Source organism: Caloramator sp. CAR-1 (genome assembly GCF_030546345.1).
GTDB classification, from domain to species: Bacteria; Bacillota; Clostridia; order Clostridiales; family Caloramatoraceae; genus Caloramator; species Caloramator australicus.
The window spans coordinates 129,652-147,819 of record NZ_JAUONW010000016.1; the positions used below are offsets into that span (position 1 = coordinate 129,652).

The following is an 18,168-nucleotide window of genomic DNA, read 5'->3' on the forward strand; positions in this document are numbered from 1 at the left end:
ACAAGCCCCTTAAATTATTTTATTCTTAAAAAAGTCTTTCAAAAATAATCCCTCTACTTTTTTACGTATTTTATCAACATCAGTAATATAAAGATTTAATTCCTTCATCCTTTCAAAGTAAACAGCCCCTGCAAAGGTATATCTTTGCTTTAAACCTTCAATAGTTTGTTTGCTTTCATTTTCAAATTTTATTATATCCCCAACAGCAAGCGAAGTAGGAAGTTCTACCAAATTCAATCCAAGCCCTGCTCTTACTGCATTATATCCTGCCAATGTTCCCGTTACAATAGCTTCTGTATGTCCAACAAAGAGCCCGCTCTTTTCTCCACCTACAAATAAATTGTCAATACCAACTACCTTCATATGATTATCCCTTGGTGCCATTGATAGATACCTTATTGAATTAGCTTTGCCTCCTGAATAGGGGTCTATAAATCTTGCTCTTTCAAATCCAGGAATTTTTCTAAGTTTTTCTAAAGGATAATAGCTTGTCATTAGTTTTGCATGGCCTGTATCTAATAAGACAATATTTTCAGCAAATTCCTTTAGAGCATATTGTTGACAGACTTTATTTTTTAATTTATCTAAATTTATATCTTCTTTAGGAACCGGAATAACTACTACTCCATCTTTATCTAGTTGTTCTTGTAATTCTTTAGAGAGGGAATCCTTTTCTAATTTGCAGGATCCGCTCATGGCACCAAAACTTTCATCCCCTCTAAGTCCTTGAAGATCTTCAACCCCCGCCCTCATTGAAATACTTATTCTTGGTCCATAAGATGGGCAACGCAATATACACATTGAACAACCGTTTCCATATCTTAAACAATTCCCAATAGGTCCCGTAGATCCAGTAGTCTCAATAAAAACATCACCCTCAATTTCGGTTCCATCGTGTAAATAAACAGATTTAATCCTTCTTCCTTCCATTTCTACATCTACAACTCTATTTTCAAACATAATATTAATTCCCATTGAATATAAATATTTTCTAACCTCAGCTTCAATAATATTAACATCATATAAAGTTGCATGTTTGTGGCCTGGGAATTCAACATTTTTGTGCCTTGCACATCTATCAGCTATTTCAAATAGGTCTCCTCCTCCTAGGGCTATCATCTCTTCTGCGGCTGTCCATCTACCATTATTTCTAATTATCCCTCCAACATTTCCAAGTCCCAAAAGCATATCAGTTTTTTCAATAATTAAAACCTCAGCACCACATTTTTTAGCCTGTAATGCAGCTGCACAACCTGCCCATCCTCCACCTATAACAATTACCATCATATATTAACATCCCCTTTTATATTGATGAAAACCTCCGCAGGATTATATTGTTGTTTACATCCCCTAATAACTTGTCCGTTGCAAAGTTTTAATTGACAACTCCCGCATACACCCTCACCACACGTCATCAAAGCATTATTTACCGTTGCAAATTTTAAATTTTTATTTACTGAATAAATATAATTAAGATAAAGTCTATGAAACTCATCGCTGCCACCTGACATAGTTACTTTAAAATCATGCTTCCTCATCAGCTCATTAATTAGTTTCTTAAACTCATCCTTAAGTGTATAATTTGAATAGTCTATCATGTTGACATCGTATACTTTGCATCCTAAATCTAAAAATTCTTTTTTGGCAAAATTTTCGTTACTACGTCCTTTGTCTAATATGACAATTACATTATTATTGTGTTTTTTTAATTTGTTCGCCACCATAACACAGGGCGATGCAGCAACTCCCCTTGCAGATATTAATATTTCACTATTTTTTAAATTTTTTAAAAATATCTGACCTTGAACTCCATTCCAGTATGGACCTTTAATCTCAACTTTTTCTTTGCAATCTAAAATATCTTTTGTTTTTACCCCCAATATTTTAATTGCCATTGTAATTACATTATTTTTTATATCGCTTTTCATAATCGAAACTGGCATTGCAAAACAGTGAGGGGATTTAGGCTTTTTTAAAAATACATATGATCCGATATTATTTAATTGTTTTGCTAAATATGGGTTTACAAATACCTCCATTATAATCAAATCATCTCTTAGAAAATTGATGCTCTTTAGGACATATTCTTTAAAATCTCTTGCTTTTTTGGCTTTATTATTGTTCCACGTATATTCTTGAAATATGCAAGTTCCCTTCCAGTTTAGGCAATCACAAAAGGCCCTTCCTTTTAATTGAGAACAAATAATGCACTCACCCTTTTCTGCTAAATAGCAAGGACAATATTCCGTGCCAGCATCAATGCAGTCTACAAATTTAAACATAACCGTCCCCCCTTCCCATATAATTAAAATATTCATTATTGTTAATTTTGGTTACAAAAAATGAGCTGTTATTTTCTAACAGCTCGTAAAAATACATCCTTTATCATGTCTATAAAGTTTTTTCTTCTAACATCTCTATCACTTATCAAAGGGGACTTTGATATAATAATATCATCAATTTTCACTACAACATTCCCCACTATCTCATCTTTTGCTATAGGCGCAAATAGCACCGAAGGTGAAAAAAGCTCAACTTTGATTTTATTCTTTTCTTCTGGAAGAATAGGTAAATATAAGTCTGATTTTGTTTGGGCAAAGATATTTTTTTCGGTTCCTCCATAAAGCGGAATATTTTTTATTATTTCATTTCTATCAAAAGCTTTTATAAAAATATATTTTTTTGATGCATATTGCACTAACTTCTCTGCATCCTTCCATCTATCCGCACTATTTAAAACTACACAGATATATCTTCCAAACTTGTGTCTAACTGATGCTACTAAACATTTGCCTGCATTACCAGTGTATCCCGTTTTAACACCATCAGAGTTATCAACTCTAAACAAAAATTTATTTATATTGTTATAAGAATACTTAAAAGGTCCTGTAATTCCACTAGAAATTTCTTTTGTTGCAACTATTTTTGCAAATAAATCATTTTTCATTGCATATGCAGTTATTTTTGCTAAATCATTAGCAGTTGTAAAATGATCCTCTGCATCTAGCCCATGGGGCGTAATGAAACTTGTGTTTAATGCCCCAATTTCTAATGCTTTATCATTCATCAGTTTAACAAAATTTTGCACATTACCAGCGATATGTTCAGCAATAGCAACTGCAGCATCGTTTCCCGATTTTAGCATAAGTCCATAAAGAAGTTCTTCTAAAGTCACTTTATCGCCTGCTCTAAGACCAGCTGAACTTCCAGGCACAGATGCTGCTTTAGTTGAAACTGTAACTACGTCTTTTATATTTCCCCTCTCAATAGCCACAATGGCAGTCATTATCTTAGTAGTGCTTGCCATTGGCAATATTTTGTTTCCATTTTTGCTATACAAAATTCTACCAGATTCTTGATCTAATATTGTGGCCGCCACACAATTTAAGTTTAATTCTTTAGAATTTGCTAAAACATTTAAGCAAGGGACTGAAAGAATAAATAAAGAAAAAATAACTAAAAAAATTCTTCTCAATTTTGTCCTACCTCCATAGCCTTAATTTATGTTGCATTAAAACCTCCATCTTCGCTTGAATATGCATTTTTTATATTTACACTTTTATCTTTTTTAAAATAATTTACAATATCTTCAATAAGATCAGGTATTCCATCTATAATTCTTTCAATTGAATTAGCTTGATTTACAGGAAGTAACTTTACCGAATCCTTTGAAACTACTAAAAATGCTACTGGACTTACAGCCATCCCTGCACCGCTTCCACCGCCGAATGGAAATTTTGCTTTTTCATCGATTTTCCCTTCCCTTGCAAATTCACTTCCTCCAGATGCAAAGCCTATGCTAACCTTCGAAATGGGAATTATGACACTTCCGTCCTTAGTTTCCACTGGATCGCCAACTATCGTGTTGACATCTATCATCTCCTTGAGGCTATCCATTGTAGTTCTCATTAATGCTTCTATTGGATGTTCCATACCTAAAACCACCCTTTCCTTTTTTCTTTATGTATTTTGATAAAAAAATTATTGACATCCATATTAAATAAAGATTTTGAATTTTTATTAGAATATCTAATTTAAGATCATATAATTCTTTGTCGAATACAGGAGTAATATTTATTTTTTGATTATAATTTTTAAATGTATCTTTTAGTATTGGATAAAGCGAACCTAAAAAAGAATTCATCATACCATAAAGTATAGCAGTAATATGCGGTTCCTTTGTCCCAAATAAAAAATCTATATCTAAATTTACATCAAGACGGTGAAGTATATTACTTATTAAAGCCCTTACTAATTCTAATATTTCTATATTACCCCTCGTTCTTTCTTTCCTGATAGATTTAGTTTTGTTTTTCTCTTTAATATTTTTTTCAAATAGTTTTATTTTTATAACATATAAAAAATTTAATTTAATATTTAGTTTGTTTAAATCAAAATATATTTCTATATACGTTTTTGAAAATATGACTACAATAATAAAAAAAATCAATAATAATAGAAAAAATTTCATATAATTCACCCCATAAAAAAAGGAAGAATAAATATACCTTCATATATTTATTCTTCCTTTTTTTCCAAATTAAATTCAATTAAATTTGGTAATTCACTTAAATTTTTAAATCCAAAATACTTTAAAAATTCTTCCGTTGTTTCATAAATTATTGGTCTTCCAACTGTTTCTAATCTACCAGCCTCACGAATTAATCCATATTCTAATAAGGTTGAAATTGCCTTATCGCTTCTTACTCCTCTAATCTCATCTATTTCAGATTTAGTTATAGGTTGTTTATATGCAATAATTGCTAAGGTTTCTAAGGCAGCCTGCGACAAATTATGTTTTGATTCAGGCCTAAAAAGCTTTCTTATAAAACTGCTGTATTCAGGTTTTGTAGAAAACTGAAGCTTATCATTAAATTCCAATATAAAAATTCCTCTTTTTTCGTTTTCATATTCATCAATCATTTCCTTAATAATCCATTCAAAATCCTTCTCATCAATATTTAATACATTGATCAAATCCTTTTTTAATACTGCTTCACCTGAAACAAACAATATGCTTTCAATGATACCTTTTATTCTATCTATATCCCTCTGCGTTTTTAAATCAAATAAGTATTCATCCATCAATCTACCATCCCCTCGATTAATATATCTGAAAAATTATCCTCTTGAAATACCCTAATATGTCTTAACTTAATCAACTCCAGCATAGCTAAAAATATAACTACAATTTCCAGTTTTGTTCTTGCACTAGTAAAAAATTCGCTAAATTTCATCCTCTTTTTATTTTTTAAAAGTCTCAATATCTCATCCATCTTATCTTCAATCTTATATTCGTCGTGATCTATGTTTTTGGGAATGCTACTTCGCTTATTATACCTTTTTTTGTATGAATCCATTACCCTTTTAAAGGCATGCATAATATTTTCTAAGTTAACATTTTTTAAAAAGATGTCTTTATTTTCTTTAATGTCATCAATAACTTCAGGTTCCTTGAAATATAATTCATAATCCTGAGTTATTTCCCTTAAAAAATTAGCAAACTCTTTAAATTTTTTATATTCTACTAGTTTTTCAACAAGTTCTATTCTTGGATCCTGATCAGCAGCCTCTTCTTCATTTATTTTTGGCTTTGGAAGAAGCATCTTAGATTTTATCTCCAATAAAGTTGCAGCCATAACTATAAATTCACTGGCTATTTCTAAGTCTAATTCCTCCATAGCCTTAAGATACTCTAAATATTGTTCAGTAATCTCAGCTATTGGTATATTATAAATATCAACTTCTGCCTTTTTAATCAAATGCAATAAAAGGTCCAAAGGGCCTTCAAAAACATCAAGTTTTATATTAATTGACATATAATCACCTGCTAACTAATTGTATTGCAATAACAATTACTCCATTAAATACAAATTCTATTAACCTAGCTATAAAATATTTAAAAGGTGGAAACATCAATAGTAGGAACAAAATAAATATTCCTTTGCCTTCAATTGAATAAATTATTTCAGCTATTTTCCCCCTAAATAATTCAGCAAAAATCTTTGAACCATCAAGGGGAGGAAATGGGAGCATATTAAATACAGCAAAACCAACATTGATCAAGATTAAATCCTTTAAAAAATAAATAACCGCATAAGATTCAGGCTGAAACTTAAAATAAATAATTGCAGCCAAGAATGATAGCAATAAATTAGATACCGGTCCTGCTAATGATGTCAAAATAGTCCCAAGTCTTTGATTTTTATAATTAGAAGGATTTATAGGAACTGGCTTTGCCCAACCGAACTTAAATAAAAATAATGATAAAAGTCCTAATAAGTCCACATGGGAGAAGGGATTTATAGTTAATCTATTATAATATTTGGGAGTTTCATCCCCTTGGGCAGTTGAAATCAATGCATGGGAGTATTCATGAACAGTCAAAGACAAAACTATAGCAATTGCAGTTAATATAAAAGTTCCAAAATCATAATTGTTCATCTTATTCTCTCCCCCAAAATTCCAATAATTTTTCTATTTTATAACTCACTATATCTTCCTTTTCAAATCCTTTAAAGTCATATTTAATCCTATCTATATTTCGAATATAATTGGCAATACTTTCATATTTACTGAATAAACAATATAATACTTTTTTATTGATTTTATTTATATTTATTATTAAATACCTATATAATTCCTTAACATTATCGCCTATTAACTTATTAACCTGCTTTAGCAGTTCACAATTTAATTTAAAATTATTACTAAGGTTTAGGATTTCCATTGATTTTAAGATAGTTTCTTCATCATTTTTATAAAATAAAACAATAAATTTTTCTTCATCTTTAAGAGTGTTGAACTCTTCCACATCAAAATTCATATTTAGTGTAAAATCCTCGCCGATTAAAGTATTAAACAGTTTTAATTCCTGTAAGATACTCAAAGTATATTTAATATTTTTTTCTTTTAATGCTGCAATAATCTCATTTCTAAGTCTATTTCCTGGCAATAAATTAACATATCCAGTAGATAAAGCAAGTTTAATCAAGTCAAAGGTCCTTTTGTCGAAATTAAAGTTAAATCGTGAAGCATATTTTATTCCCCTAAAAATTCTTGATGGATCATCTCTAAAGCTCAAATCATGCAATACCCTTATCCTTTTCTCCTTAATATCCTCTAACCCATTAAAAGGATCAATTAAAATTTTGCCTTTTAAGTCATAGGCTAAAGAATTTATAGTAAAGTCTCTTCTTTTTAAATCTTGATAAATATTTGTAGGAAATACAATTGGTTTAGATGCAGGGACAGGATAAAACTCCCTTCGCGACATAGCTAAATCTATTCTTTTATCTTTATATTGTAAAATTGCCGTTCTATAGTGCTTATGATACTTAAAATCAAAATTTAATTCCTTTGAAAGGCTTTCCACAATATAAAAATAATCATCTTCTTCTGCTTCTACAACAAAATCGTAGTCCACTGGTTCCAAAGTAAGAATTTTATCCCTTATAGCTCCCCCAACTAAATAAAACTTAAAATCATATCTATCAAACAACTTTTTAAAATAACTTATAATTTCATCATTTTCAATATTAATATTCATGTCCATCACCCTAAAAATGAGCATCTACTTAAGTATATAATTTTTATTTAAGAGATTCAAGAGATAATTTAAACGGGTAGAATTGCCTACCCGTTTACTATCTTAAGTTTAAATATATTTTAAACATCTTCTCCAGCAAATCAAAATAAGTTGCCTTATTAATATCTTGGTCTACAATAACTTGTGCTTGAGCATAAACCTTTTCCCCTTCAACTGCTTTTATAATCCCAACAGCATCACCCTTTTTAATCGGAAGCTTTAGATCTTTAAAAAGTTCAATTTTTGTTTCATAATTAATCTTCGTTCCTTTTTCCAATAAAATTTTTAAATCTTCATTAGCTATTAATCTTACTTTTTCAGGCTTTGCCATTGGCAATTTAATTTCCCCAACAATATCACCCTTTTTTACAACGGTAATAGATTCATACTTTGCAAATCCAGTATCCAATAGCTTTGCTGCCATCTCATTTCTTTCCTTTGCTGATGGAGCACCCATTATTACTGCAATGAACCTTATTCCATTTCTTTGAGCTGTTGCTGATATACAATACATAGATTCCTTTACATACCCAGTTTTTAATCCATCACATCCATGATAGCTTTTTATCATTTTATTTCTATTAACAAGAGTAAATGGTTCCTTTCGACCTTCGCTAATAGTTTCCATCCATATTTTGGTATAATCTAAAATTTTGGGGTATTTTAAAAGTTCCCTGGACATTATAGCTACATCCAAAGCTGAGGTATAATGATTTGGATCAAAGAACCCTGTGCAATTTACAAAATGGGTGTTATTCATACCAAGTTCCTTTGCTCTTTTGTTCATCTTCTCAACAAACGCTTCCTCTGTTCCTGCCAAAAATTCTGCAAGGGCAACCGACGCATCATTTGCTGATTCTATTGCAACACCCTTTAAAAGTTCCTCAACAGTTCTTATTTCACCCTGCTCCAAAAACATAGTGCTTCCGCCCATGGATTTTGCTCTTGGACTTACGACGACCTTATCAGTAAGTTTAATATCTCCCCTGTCTATGGCCTCCATAGTTAGTAGCATTACCATTATTTTAGTTACGCTTGCTGGATAAACCTTCTCATTTGCATTCATTTCATATAAAATTTTGCCTGATGAGTTCTCCATAAGCAGAGCTGATCTGCAATCCAATTTTAATCCATCAGGATTTTTAGCAAAAACTTGGGTTGGAGTTAATAGCATTATTAATGATATTAGTAAAGCTATGTATCTTCTCATTAAATTCCCTCCCTGTTTTTTATCTAATTTTATTATTCCCTGCTTGAATCTTTTTATTATCTTACTTAGGAGGTATTCTCAATATAAAAAGCACGATATAAAACTATATCGTGCTTACAGATTCTAGACAAACTCTCATTGGTGTTTAGACTTTACAAGAGCCCCGTGAATGGATTTCAAAAAGGCATCTCTCATGAGTTTTAGCAATTCTTGCTTTTCGACTTTTCAAAAGTCCGTAATTCTGCACACGGAAGTGCAGAGCCGAGTGGCCGACAAGGATGTCGGCTCACGAGGGTAGGACTTTTGAAAACAAAGAAAAGCTTAGAATTGCTTAACGAAATGAGCGAATGCCAGGGAAATCCTTCACGGGGCTTATCAAAAAACAACTTTTTCAACAGTCTGAAAGCACGATATAAAACTATATCGTGCTTAGTATCTTTGTATTCCTTCTTTTGTAACAACACCAAAAATAAGTGGTCTGTGTTCTGGTTTTTCCTTTGTTATTTGGAAGGCCCTCTTTAATCTTTCTTCACAATCCTTTAATTTGCTCATATCGTTTACATGAATATAAGCAAGCGGTTCTCCCTTTTCCACATAATCTCCAACCTTCTTATTTAAAACAACTCCAACTGCAAGGTCTATTTGGCTTTCCTTTGTTTCCCTACCTGCTCCTAAAACAAGGGCAGCTAAACCAACTTCAATTGCCACTATTTTATTTACATAGCCGCTTTCTTCTGCCTTAAACTCTATAATGTGTTCTGCCTTTGGTAAAAGTTCTGGATTATCTATAACTTCAGGATCTCCACCTTGAGCTGCAACAAATTCTTTGAATTTATTTAATGCTGCACCAGTTCTAATTGTATCTTCTAAAATCTCTCTTGCTGTTTCTACATTATCGGCCTTCTTTGCTAAAATAAGCATATATGAACCGAGGGTCATGCAAAGCTCATATAAATCCTTGGGGCCTTTTCCCTTCAGTGTATCAATCGCTTCCTTTACTTCTAAAGCATTACCAACAGCAAATCCAAGAGGTTCATCCATATCTGAAACTATGGCAATAGTATTTCTTCCTACATTAGTTCCGATATCCACCATCTCTTGTGCAAGGGCAAAGGAATCATCTAAAGTCTTCATAAATGCTCCTGCACCAGTTTTAACATCTAACACAATGGCATCAGCACCTGCTGCAATTTTTTTACTCATAATACTTGAAGCAATTAAAGATATATTATCAACAGTTGCAGTAACATCTCTCAAAGCATAAAGTTTTTTATCTGCAGGTGCTAAATTAGCAGTTTGACCTGCTACTGCAAGTTTTACTTTATTTACATTTTCAATAAATTTTTCCTTAGGCATTTCAATGCTAAGACCTTTTATTGATTCAAGTTTATCTAAAGTTCCACCAGTATGTCCAAGACCTCTTCCTGACATCTTTGCAACAGGTGCTCCTGCTGCTGCAACCATAGGCCCAAGAACTAAAGTTGTTGTATCTCCAACTCCCCCCGTTGAATGTTTGTCAACTTTGATTCCTTCAATTGCAGATAAATCAACAACTTCTCCTGAATTAACCATAGCCATTGTAAGGTCTGCAGTTTCCCTTTTATTCATCTTTTGAAAATAAATTGCCATAAGAAGGGCTGAAACTTGATAGTCTGGAATTTCTCCCTTAGTATACCCATTAACTACAAATTCAATTTCTTCTTTTGTTAGTTCTCCACCATTTCTTTTCTTCAAAATAATATCATACATTCTCATAGGATTATCCCCCTATTACATGGATTTGATGATTTCCTTAACTAATTTAACAAATTTTTCTGTTGCCTTTGCTGCTGTAGCAACAACCCTTTCATGATCAAGGGGCTCTAAATTATCTGGAATAGCCATGTCAGTAATACAAGAAATACCAAGAACCTTCATACCACCATGGTTTGCAACAATAACCTCAGGAACTGTTGACATTCCTACTGCATCTGCCCCAATATATCTTAACATTCTAAGTTCTGCCGGTGTCTCATAATTGGGTCCTGATACAGCAACATATACACCCTTTTGAACTTTAACATTTATCCTTTGGGCACATTCTTCTGCAAGCCTAATAAGTCCTCTATTATATGCCTCCGACATATCAGGAAACCTTGGCCCAAGCTCCTCATAGTTTTTACCTATAAGTGGATTAGCTCCTATCATATTTATATGGTCTGTAATAATCATTAGGTCACCCGCTTCAAATTCTGGATTCATTCCACCAGCTGCGTTTGTAACGATTATCTTTTCAATGCCCAATGCCCTCATAACTCTTATAGGCAAAGTCACGTCCTTTAAATCGTGTCCTTCGTAATAATGGAATCTTCCATTCATGGCCATAACATATTTATCTCCAATGTATCCAAAAATAAATTCACCAGCATGCCCTACTACTGTTGATTCTGGGAAATGCGGAACTTCGCTGTATTTAATAACCATTTTGTTTTCAATTTCGTCAGCAAGTTTTCCAAGTCCTGATCCCAATATAACAGCAACATCAGGTGTCCTTTCAATCTTGGATTTTATGTATTCCTTTGCCTCCATTATTTTTTCTAAATAATTCATTCTTATCCCTCCTACATTTTACTTACAATTCCTCTAACAAGCTTTATAAACTTTTCTCTAACCTTCATTGAAGTTTCAATAACTTCCTCATGATTAAGAGGTTGATCTAATATTCCAGCTGCCATATTAGTTATGCAGGAAATGCCTAATACCTTTATTCCTGAATGATTTGCCACAATAACCTCAGGAACTGTTGACATACCAACAGCATCTCCACCAAGCTTTCTTATTGCTCGTATTTCAGCTGGAGTTTCATAGTTAGGTCCTGTTAGCATAAAGTATACACCTTCGACAACAGGAACATCAATATCCTTGGAAACATTTTTGGCTATTTCTATTAATTCCTTATCATAAGGATTAGACATATCTGGAAATCTTGGTCCAAGCTCTTCAATGTTTCGTCCTATTAATGGATTAGCCATTGAAAAATTAATATGGTCCTTTATAATCATAAGATCCCCTGGCTTAAAGTTTGTATTTACCCCACCTGCCGCGTTCGTAACAATTAGCTTTTTAACTCCAAGCATTTTAAATACTCTAATAGGAAGCGTAACTTCCTTCATAGAATAACCTTCATAAAAATGGAATCTACCATTCATGAGCAATACATTTTTATCCTCTAATCTTCCAAAAATAAATTTACCCGCATGGCCTGCAACAGTGGAGACAGGAAAGTTTGGAATATCGCTATAAGGTATTTCAATTTTATCCTCAACTTCATCTGCTAATATTCCTAATCCAGAGCCTAGTATTATAGCAATTTCTGGAACATGTGGGATTTTGCTCTTTATAAATTCTGCTGCTTCCTTGATTTTAGTTAATTCCTGCATGATATCACCTCTTATTTCAATATTTCCTTTGCAAAACTTTCACCGTTTATGTTTGCATTTACATTTAAAAGTTCAGCTATTGTTTTTCCGATATCAGCAAAAGTTTTTCTTGTCCCTAAATTCACTCCACTTTTAATTTTTTTACCGTAAATTAATATTGGAATATATTCTCTTGAATGGTCTGTGCTTTCTGTGGTCGGATCACAACCATGATCAGCTGTTATTATAAGAACATCATCATCCCTTAAATTATCAATTATTTCAGGAATCCTTGCATCAAAATCCATTAAGGCTTTAGCATATCCTTGGACATCATTTCTGTGCCCATAGAGCATATCGAAGTCAACTAAATTAGTGAAAATTAATCCCTTTGTATTCATCTTCATATATTCGATTGTTTTATCTACTCCATCCATATTATTTTTAGTATGCACTGCCTTTGTTATTCCATATCCATCATAAATATCTTCTATTTTTCCAACTGCACATACATCCATTCCACTTTCTTGAATATAGTTTAACAATGTTTTATTAAATGGTTTCAAAGCAAAATCTCTTCTGTTGGATGTTCTTTTATAGTTCCCTGATGTTCCTATAAAAGGTCTTGCAATTACTCTTCCTACGCCATGTTCTCCAACGAGCATTTCTCTTGCAATTCTGCACATTTCATAAAGCCTTTCAAGAGGAATAACCTCCTCGTGGGCTGCAATTTGAAATACGCTATCTGCAGATGTATAAACTATTGGATAGGCTGTCTTAACATGCTCATCTCCTAATTCCTCTATGATAGCTGTTCCAGATGCCGGTTTATTCCCTAGAGTTTTCGTTCCTATTCTTCTTTCAAATTCTTCTATTAACTCTTTTGGAAAGCCATTTGGATATGTAGGGAAAGGTCTTTCAAGAATAAGCCCAGCAATTTCCCAATGTCCTGTAGTAGTATCTTTACCTTTAGACATTTCACCTGATCTTCCATAGCTTCCTTCTGGTGCATCAACAGGCTCAATACCCTTTATGTCATCTATATTTCCAAGGCCTAATCTTTGCATATTTGGAAGTTTTAATCCCCCAATTGCCTTAGAAATATTACCTAAAGTGTCACTACCTTGATCGTTATAAGTATGAGCATCTGGTAATTCGCCTATTCCAACGCTGTCCATAACTATCAAAACAACGCGGTTAATCATAAAATATCCTCCTTCGCACAGCCAGTAAATATTTTTGGAATTTTATTATACAACATTTTTAAAAAAATAAAAAGGGCATTATGCCCTTGGATGCGATTTTTTATAAACTTCACCAATTTTATATTTATAAAGTTCTGCATAAATTTGAGTTGTTGATATATCTGAATGTCCTAATAATTCCTGTAAAGATTTTAAATCCGCTCCATTTTCTATCAAATGTGCTGCAAAGGAATGCCTTATTATATTTGGGGTTATTTCTTTTTGTATATTAGCCAAATTAGCATAATACTTTAATATTTTCCAAAAACCTTGTCTTGTCATCCTTTCTCCTTTATTGTTGACAAAGAGTGCTTTTTCTTCCTTTCCTGCCAATAATTTATCCCTCAATGTCATATATTTTTCTAGGGATTGTAATGCTATTTTCCCCAAAGGTATAATCCTTTCTTTACTGCCATTACATCTTAAATATCCCAATTTTAAATTTACATCATCTACATTAAGATTTATTATTTCTGAGACCCTAATACCCGAAGCATATAAAACTTCAAGCATTGCTTTATCCCTTATTGCTTTAAAATCTTCTCCTTTAGGCATTGCAAGTAACATTTCAATTTCTTCTAAGGATAAAATAGATGGAAGCTTTTTTTCTATTTTAGGGGTTTCAATCTCTAAAGTAGGATCCGATTGAATTAATGATTTTTTATAAAGCATCCTATAAAAGGATCTAATTGCTGCCAAGCTTCTTGATATAGACGAAGTTGCTCTGCCCCTTTTTTGCATATTTAAAAAATATGCTATAATATTCGACTTTTTAATATTCTTATAATCTAAATTATTTTCTTCCAAATACATCAAAAAATTTTTAATATCTCTAACATAAGATTCCAATGTATTTTCCGATAATCTTTTGTTCTTTAAAAATACATTAAACTCCTTTAACAACTCTTCCATCGTAAAATCCCCTTTATTTTAGATTTAAATACATCTATCTAGGAATATTTATTATTTTTTTTACTATATCTAACAACCCTTTATCATCCAAGCCATAGTTTACAACAAAGATAGCATCATCTTTATTGATGTTATGATTTTTTACCAATATTGAATTTATAAGGAGAGGAAATACAACACCAATTGTCAATATAATAATTAGTATCTTTAAAAACAATTTTATTTTTTTCATTCCATCACCTTACTGAATTACTAAATATGTAGATAATGCTTTAATAATCTTTGTTATCACAAAGGATTCTAATATGTTGCCAATAAATATAATGAAAAACAAAGCTAAAATGTTAAAAGAATACCCTATAACATCATTTTGATTTCTAAAACTACTTTGTTTTTTAATTAAGTTTAAGCTATAAGCAAAACTAAAGGAGCAAATAAATAAATAGGCAGGGATATAAAATAAGTTTTGTGGTAAAAATGATAATAGTATAAATAAAAATCCCTTCATCCCAAAGGCTTGAAGTATAAAGGCTACATTAAAGCCAATGATAAATCCTTTAAAAAGGGATACTAAATTTGAAAAAATTAACCCTAAATATGTCAAGCTTAAAATCCATAATATAAAAATTATTATAAAATTATTCTTTAAAAGTTTCAAAAATATTATAAAACTATTAGTATTTTCTTTATTAATTACCTGAAAAAAATTATTTAAATACATTACAAGTTCCTGTTTTTCTGTGTAATTAATTCCCTTTGCACTTAAAGCTCCTAATGCGATACCAAAGGTAAACATTAGGGTTATTATAAAATAAATCCATAGGTTGTCCTTAATATTTGTATATATTTTATAATTTACTCCTTTTCTCGTAACAACCCCCCCTTTATTAAATGTTCCCTACAATAATATATGTGAAAGGGGGGGGTAAAATGATTAAATATAATCTTTAGCTAGTAATATACCAATAATTGTTTTTGCGTCCTTGATTTCTCCTGTTTTTATCATGTTAAATGCTTCCTCCCATGTCACTTCAAAAGTCTCAACATGTTCCCCTTCATCTAAGTTAACCTTTCCATTTTCTAATTTATCACTAAAATAAATATAAAGTATTTCAGAAGAATATCCTGGCGAAGGATAAAATTTAGTCAATAATTTTATTGATTTTGGAATTTTTCCCGTTTCTTCCTCAAGCTCCCTTATCGCACATGCTTCAGGATCTTCATTAAGTTCAAGCTTACCTGCAGGTATTTCTATCAAAACTTCCTCTGTAGGCTTTCTAAATTGTTTTATAAGCAATATCTTCCCTTCATCTGTTATAGCAACAACACCTACTCCTCCATTGTGTTGAATAATCTCCCTTGTTGCCTCTTTTCCATCAGGCAATAATACCTTATCTTTCCTTACACTCAAAATCCTTCCCTTATACTTTACCTCAGATTCTATTGTTTTTTCATAAAAATTCATATATAACACCTCTTTAGAACTACATTAATAAGGCCATTCCTTTCGGAATAGCCTATTTTTTATCCAAGTTTCTGTTTTAATCTTAATTTGTCAGCAATCATGGCTATAAATTCAGAATTTGTCGGTTTTCCCTTGTCATTATGAACTGTATATCCAAAAATTCTATTAATCGTTTCCACTTTTCCTCTTGACCAAGCAACTTCAATTGCATGTCTTATAGCTCTTTCAACTCTGCTTGCTGTTGTATTATATTTTTTAGCTATTGACGGATATAATTCCTTTGTTACTGCACTTAATAACTCTATATCATTTACAACCATTTGTATTGCCTCACGCAAATATAAATACCCCTTTATATGAGCTGGAACCCCTATTTCATGTATAATATTTGTTATTTCTGCTTCTAAAGAATTTGAATTATTTATATGTATGGTTTCTGATACACTAACATTAGTTCTCCTTACTTCTGGTGCTGATCCTGAAGATGCAAAGAGTTGTCTGATTCTTTTGCTAAATATATCCATGTCAAAGGGCTTAACTACGTAATATTCTGCTCCCAAGTTAATAGCCCTTTGAGTAATCTTATCTTGTCCAACTGCAGATAAAATTATTACCTTAGGCATTGGAATATCATCCATCGAATTTAACTTTTCCAAAACACCCAATCCATCCAAATGAGGCATTATTATGTCTAAAACTAAAACATCCGGTTTATTAGCTGCTACAAGCTTAACTGCCTCAATTCCATCCTTTGCAACACCAACCACATCAAAATCCTCTTGAGTCCTAAGGTATTCACTGAGAATTGTTGTAAATTCTTTGTTATCGTCTGCAATTACAATTTTTATTTTTCTATCCTCCATCGAATAACCCCCTCACATTTCCATTATCTAACAATATATCTATTCGACAAATCAAATAAAAATCCTGCTAACAAATTAAAAAATTTTTTAAAAATTGAAATAAAATGAAAAAAAACTGTTAAAAAAATTAAGGGGACTATAAATCATACCCTTGTTCTTTAAGCATCCATTCTATATATATTCCATATCCCATATCAGGTCTATTAATAAAAACATGGGTTATTGCCCCTACTATTTTCCCATTTTGTAAAATTGGGCTACCACTCATTCCTTGAACAATTCCTCCAGTTTTTGCTAAAAGTTCAGGATCTACTATTCTAATTATCATGCTTTTAGGACTTGGTTTTGTTTGTTGAATAATTTTTTCTATTACAATATCATACTCCTTAACTGTATTTCCGTCTAAAGTTGTTAAAATTGTAGCTGGTCCTTCCTTAACTTCATATTGATGTGCTATTGGCATCGGATTTTCGTATATATTATTATTATAAACTTTTAACAATCTTCCGTAAATACCACAAACAGTATTTTTTTCAATTTCCCCTAATGAAGAATCATCCATGAATATCCCCTTTAATTCTCCTGGTTTGCCTCTAAGTCCTTGTTCTATTGCTATTATATTGGCATCATATATCTTTCCCTTTTTTAACGGAAATAGCATCCCTGTATCAACATCATTTATAGGGTGTCCTAAAGCTCCAAAATTTTTGTTTTTAGGATCATAATAGGTTAATGTTCCTATGCCTGAAGTTGAATCTCTAACCCACAATCCTATTTTATAATCATTGTTTTTTGCCTTTATAGGCTTTAATTTTATGATTTTAATATCTCCTTTTCTTTTTATTCTTAGCTTTATTTCTTCTCCTTTTGAGTTTTTAACAATACTTAGAAGGTCATATACGTTTTCTAATTCCTTGCCTTCAGCTTCTATTATAAGATCTCCTATCTCAACGCCACCTATTGCAGCAGGACTTTGTTTAAATCCTTCACTGGTTTCTATATCCGAAAAGCCTACTACTATTAGGCCATAACTATATATCTTAACTCCGATCGGCTGTCCACCTGGAAATAGCCTAATTTCAGGAGTAACATTTACCGTCATTGTTTTAACTGGAATTAACCCTAACAACTTTATCTTAAAATCAATTTTGGGTTGATTTTTATTTATATTCCCCTCTACTTTAAATAAATATTTATTCTTTAAAACATTTTTATAAAGAAATTCACTTGATATTTCGTTTTCTGTAGCATTTATAGTAGAAGGCATATATAAAATTTCACTTACTATTATTAAGGATAGGAATAAAGTTATATATATAAACTTTTGTTTTAAGCTTTTCAAACATTTCAAATTTATCACTCCTTATTCCTTTTTATTCCTCTCACCTTCCTTTCTCTATATCTAAATTAACCTTTTTATTGTCCATATATACTAGAATAATACTGTCATATTGGGCATTCTTGGACAATGTCTATTTTATCTATAAA

General features: G+C 31.6%; 20 protein-coding genes. All 20 read right to left on the reverse strand.

The features are described 5' to 3' along the window. Positions 1-9: 9 nt before the first annotated feature. Positions 10-1,287, reverse strand: a complete 1,278-nt coding sequence (locus tag Q3V94_RS05305) for an FAD-dependent oxidoreductase (RefSeq protein ID WP_008909657.1) — start codon at positions 1,285-1,287, stop codon at positions 10-12. Then, positions 1,284-2,282 carry a sulfide/dihydroorotate dehydrogenase-like FAD/NAD-binding protein gene (locus Q3V94_RS05310; protein WP_303525769.1) on the reverse strand — a complete coding sequence of 333 codons (999 nt, stop codon included), beginning with the start codon at positions 2,280-2,282 and terminating at the stop codon, positions 1,284-1,286. The genes Q3V94_RS05305 and Q3V94_RS05310 overlap by 4 nt, the downstream gene beginning before the upstream one ends. Positions 2,283-2,350: 68 nt before the next feature. Next, complete coding sequence (locus Q3V94_RS05315) at positions 2,351-3,379, reverse strand: D-alanyl-D-alanine carboxypeptidase family protein (protein ID WP_303525770.1); 1,029 nt, start codon at positions 3,377-3,379, stop codon at positions 2,351-2,353. 122 nt (positions 3,380-3,501) lie between these two features. After that, positions 3,502-3,933 (reverse strand): GerW family sporulation protein, encoded by a 432-nt coding sequence (ytfJ, locus tag Q3V94_RS05320; RefSeq protein ID WP_008909660.1) that lies wholly within the window; start codon positions 3,931-3,933, stop codon positions 3,502-3,504. Next, on the reverse strand, positions 3,890-4,471 hold the full coding sequence (locus Q3V94_RS05325) for a DUF2953 domain-containing protein (protein WP_303525771.1): 582 nt from the start codon (positions 4,469-4,471) through the stop codon (positions 3,890-3,892). Before Q3V94_RS05325 ends, ytfJ begins: the two co-directional genes overlap by 44 nt. A gap of 47 nt (positions 4,472-4,518) precedes the next feature. Next, entirely contained in the window at positions 4,519-5,085 is a 567-nt protein-coding gene (gene scpB, locus Q3V94_RS05330) for an SMC-Scp complex subunit ScpB (protein ID WP_303525772.1), read from the reverse strand. Beyond that, positions 5,085-5,819: a segregation/condensation protein A gene (locus Q3V94_RS05335; protein ID WP_303525774.1), complete on the reverse strand. Its 735-nt coding sequence runs from the start codon at positions 5,817-5,819 to the stop codon at positions 5,085-5,087. Before Q3V94_RS05335 ends, scpB begins: the two co-directional genes overlap by 1 nt. 4 nt (positions 5,820-5,823) lie before the next feature. After that, positions 5,824-6,444 (reverse strand): site-2 protease family protein, encoded by a 621-nt coding sequence (locus tag Q3V94_RS05340; protein ID WP_303525776.1) that lies wholly within the window; start codon positions 6,442-6,444, stop codon positions 5,824-5,826. A 1-nt stretch (position 6,445) separates the two neighbouring features. Continuing rightward, a complete protein-coding gene (locus tag Q3V94_RS05345; RefSeq protein WP_303525777.1) occupies positions 6,446-7,549 on the reverse strand; it encodes a hypothetical protein in 1,104 nt (367 codons plus the stop codon). Between the two features lie 97 nt (positions 7,550-7,646). Then, complete coding sequence (locus Q3V94_RS05350) at positions 7,647-8,798, reverse strand: D-alanyl-D-alanine carboxypeptidase family protein (RefSeq protein WP_303525779.1); 1,152 nt, start codon at positions 8,796-8,798, stop codon at positions 7,647-7,649. A gap of 429 nt (positions 8,799-9,227) precedes the next feature. Next, a complete protein-coding gene (locus Q3V94_RS05355; protein WP_303525781.1) occupies positions 9,228-10,553 on the reverse strand; it encodes a pyrimidine-nucleoside phosphorylase in 1,326 nt (441 codons plus the stop codon). 15 nt (positions 10,554-10,568) lie between these two features. Continuing rightward, positions 10,569-11,387 carry a purine-nucleoside phosphorylase gene (locus Q3V94_RS05360; protein WP_274767942.1) on the reverse strand — a complete coding sequence of 273 codons (819 nt, stop codon included), beginning with the start codon at positions 11,385-11,387 and terminating at the stop codon, positions 10,569-10,571. 11 nt (positions 11,388-11,398) lie between these two features. Next, on the reverse strand, positions 11,399-12,217 hold the full coding sequence (locus Q3V94_RS05365; RefSeq protein WP_274767943.1) for a purine-nucleoside phosphorylase: 819 nt from the start codon (positions 12,215-12,217) through the stop codon (positions 11,399-11,401). Between the two features lie 11 nt (positions 12,218-12,228). Further along, positions 12,229-13,401 (reverse strand): phosphopentomutase, encoded by a 1,173-nt coding sequence (locus Q3V94_RS05370; protein WP_303525789.1) that lies wholly within the window; start codon positions 13,399-13,401, stop codon positions 12,229-12,231. Between the two features lie 78 nt (positions 13,402-13,479). Beyond that, the gene (xerD, locus tag Q3V94_RS05375) at positions 13,480-14,352 is read right to left on the reverse strand and encodes a site-specific tyrosine recombinase XerD (protein ID WP_303525791.1); all 873 of its coding nucleotides are present in this window, start codon (positions 14,350-14,352) and stop codon (positions 13,480-13,482) included. Positions 14,353-14,386: 34 nt separating this feature from the next. Further along, entirely contained in the window at positions 14,387-14,584 is a 198-nt protein-coding gene (locus tag Q3V94_RS05380) for a hypothetical protein (protein ID WP_008909817.1), read from the reverse strand. Between the two features lie 9 nt (positions 14,585-14,593). After that, positions 14,594-15,199 (reverse strand): stage II sporulation protein M, encoded by a 606-nt coding sequence (spoIIM, locus tag Q3V94_RS05385; RefSeq protein ID WP_274768188.1) that lies wholly within the window; start codon positions 15,197-15,199, stop codon positions 14,594-14,596. A gap of 87 nt (positions 15,200-15,286) precedes the next feature. After that, positions 15,287-15,817, reverse strand: a complete 531-nt coding sequence (locus Q3V94_RS05390) for an NUDIX domain-containing protein (RefSeq protein WP_274767944.1) — start codon at positions 15,815-15,817, stop codon at positions 15,287-15,289. A 59-nt stretch (positions 15,818-15,876) separates the two neighbouring features. Continuing rightward, a complete protein-coding gene (spo0A, locus tag Q3V94_RS05395; protein ID WP_274767946.1) occupies positions 15,877-16,680 on the reverse strand; it encodes a sporulation transcription factor Spo0A in 804 nt (267 codons plus the stop codon). Between the two features lie 136 nt (positions 16,681-16,816). Then, positions 16,817-18,031: a SpoIVB peptidase gene (spoIVB, locus tag Q3V94_RS05400; RefSeq protein ID WP_008909821.1), complete on the reverse strand. Its 1,215-nt coding sequence runs from the start codon at positions 18,029-18,031 to the stop codon at positions 16,817-16,819. Positions 18,032-18,168: the final 137 nt, after the last annotated feature.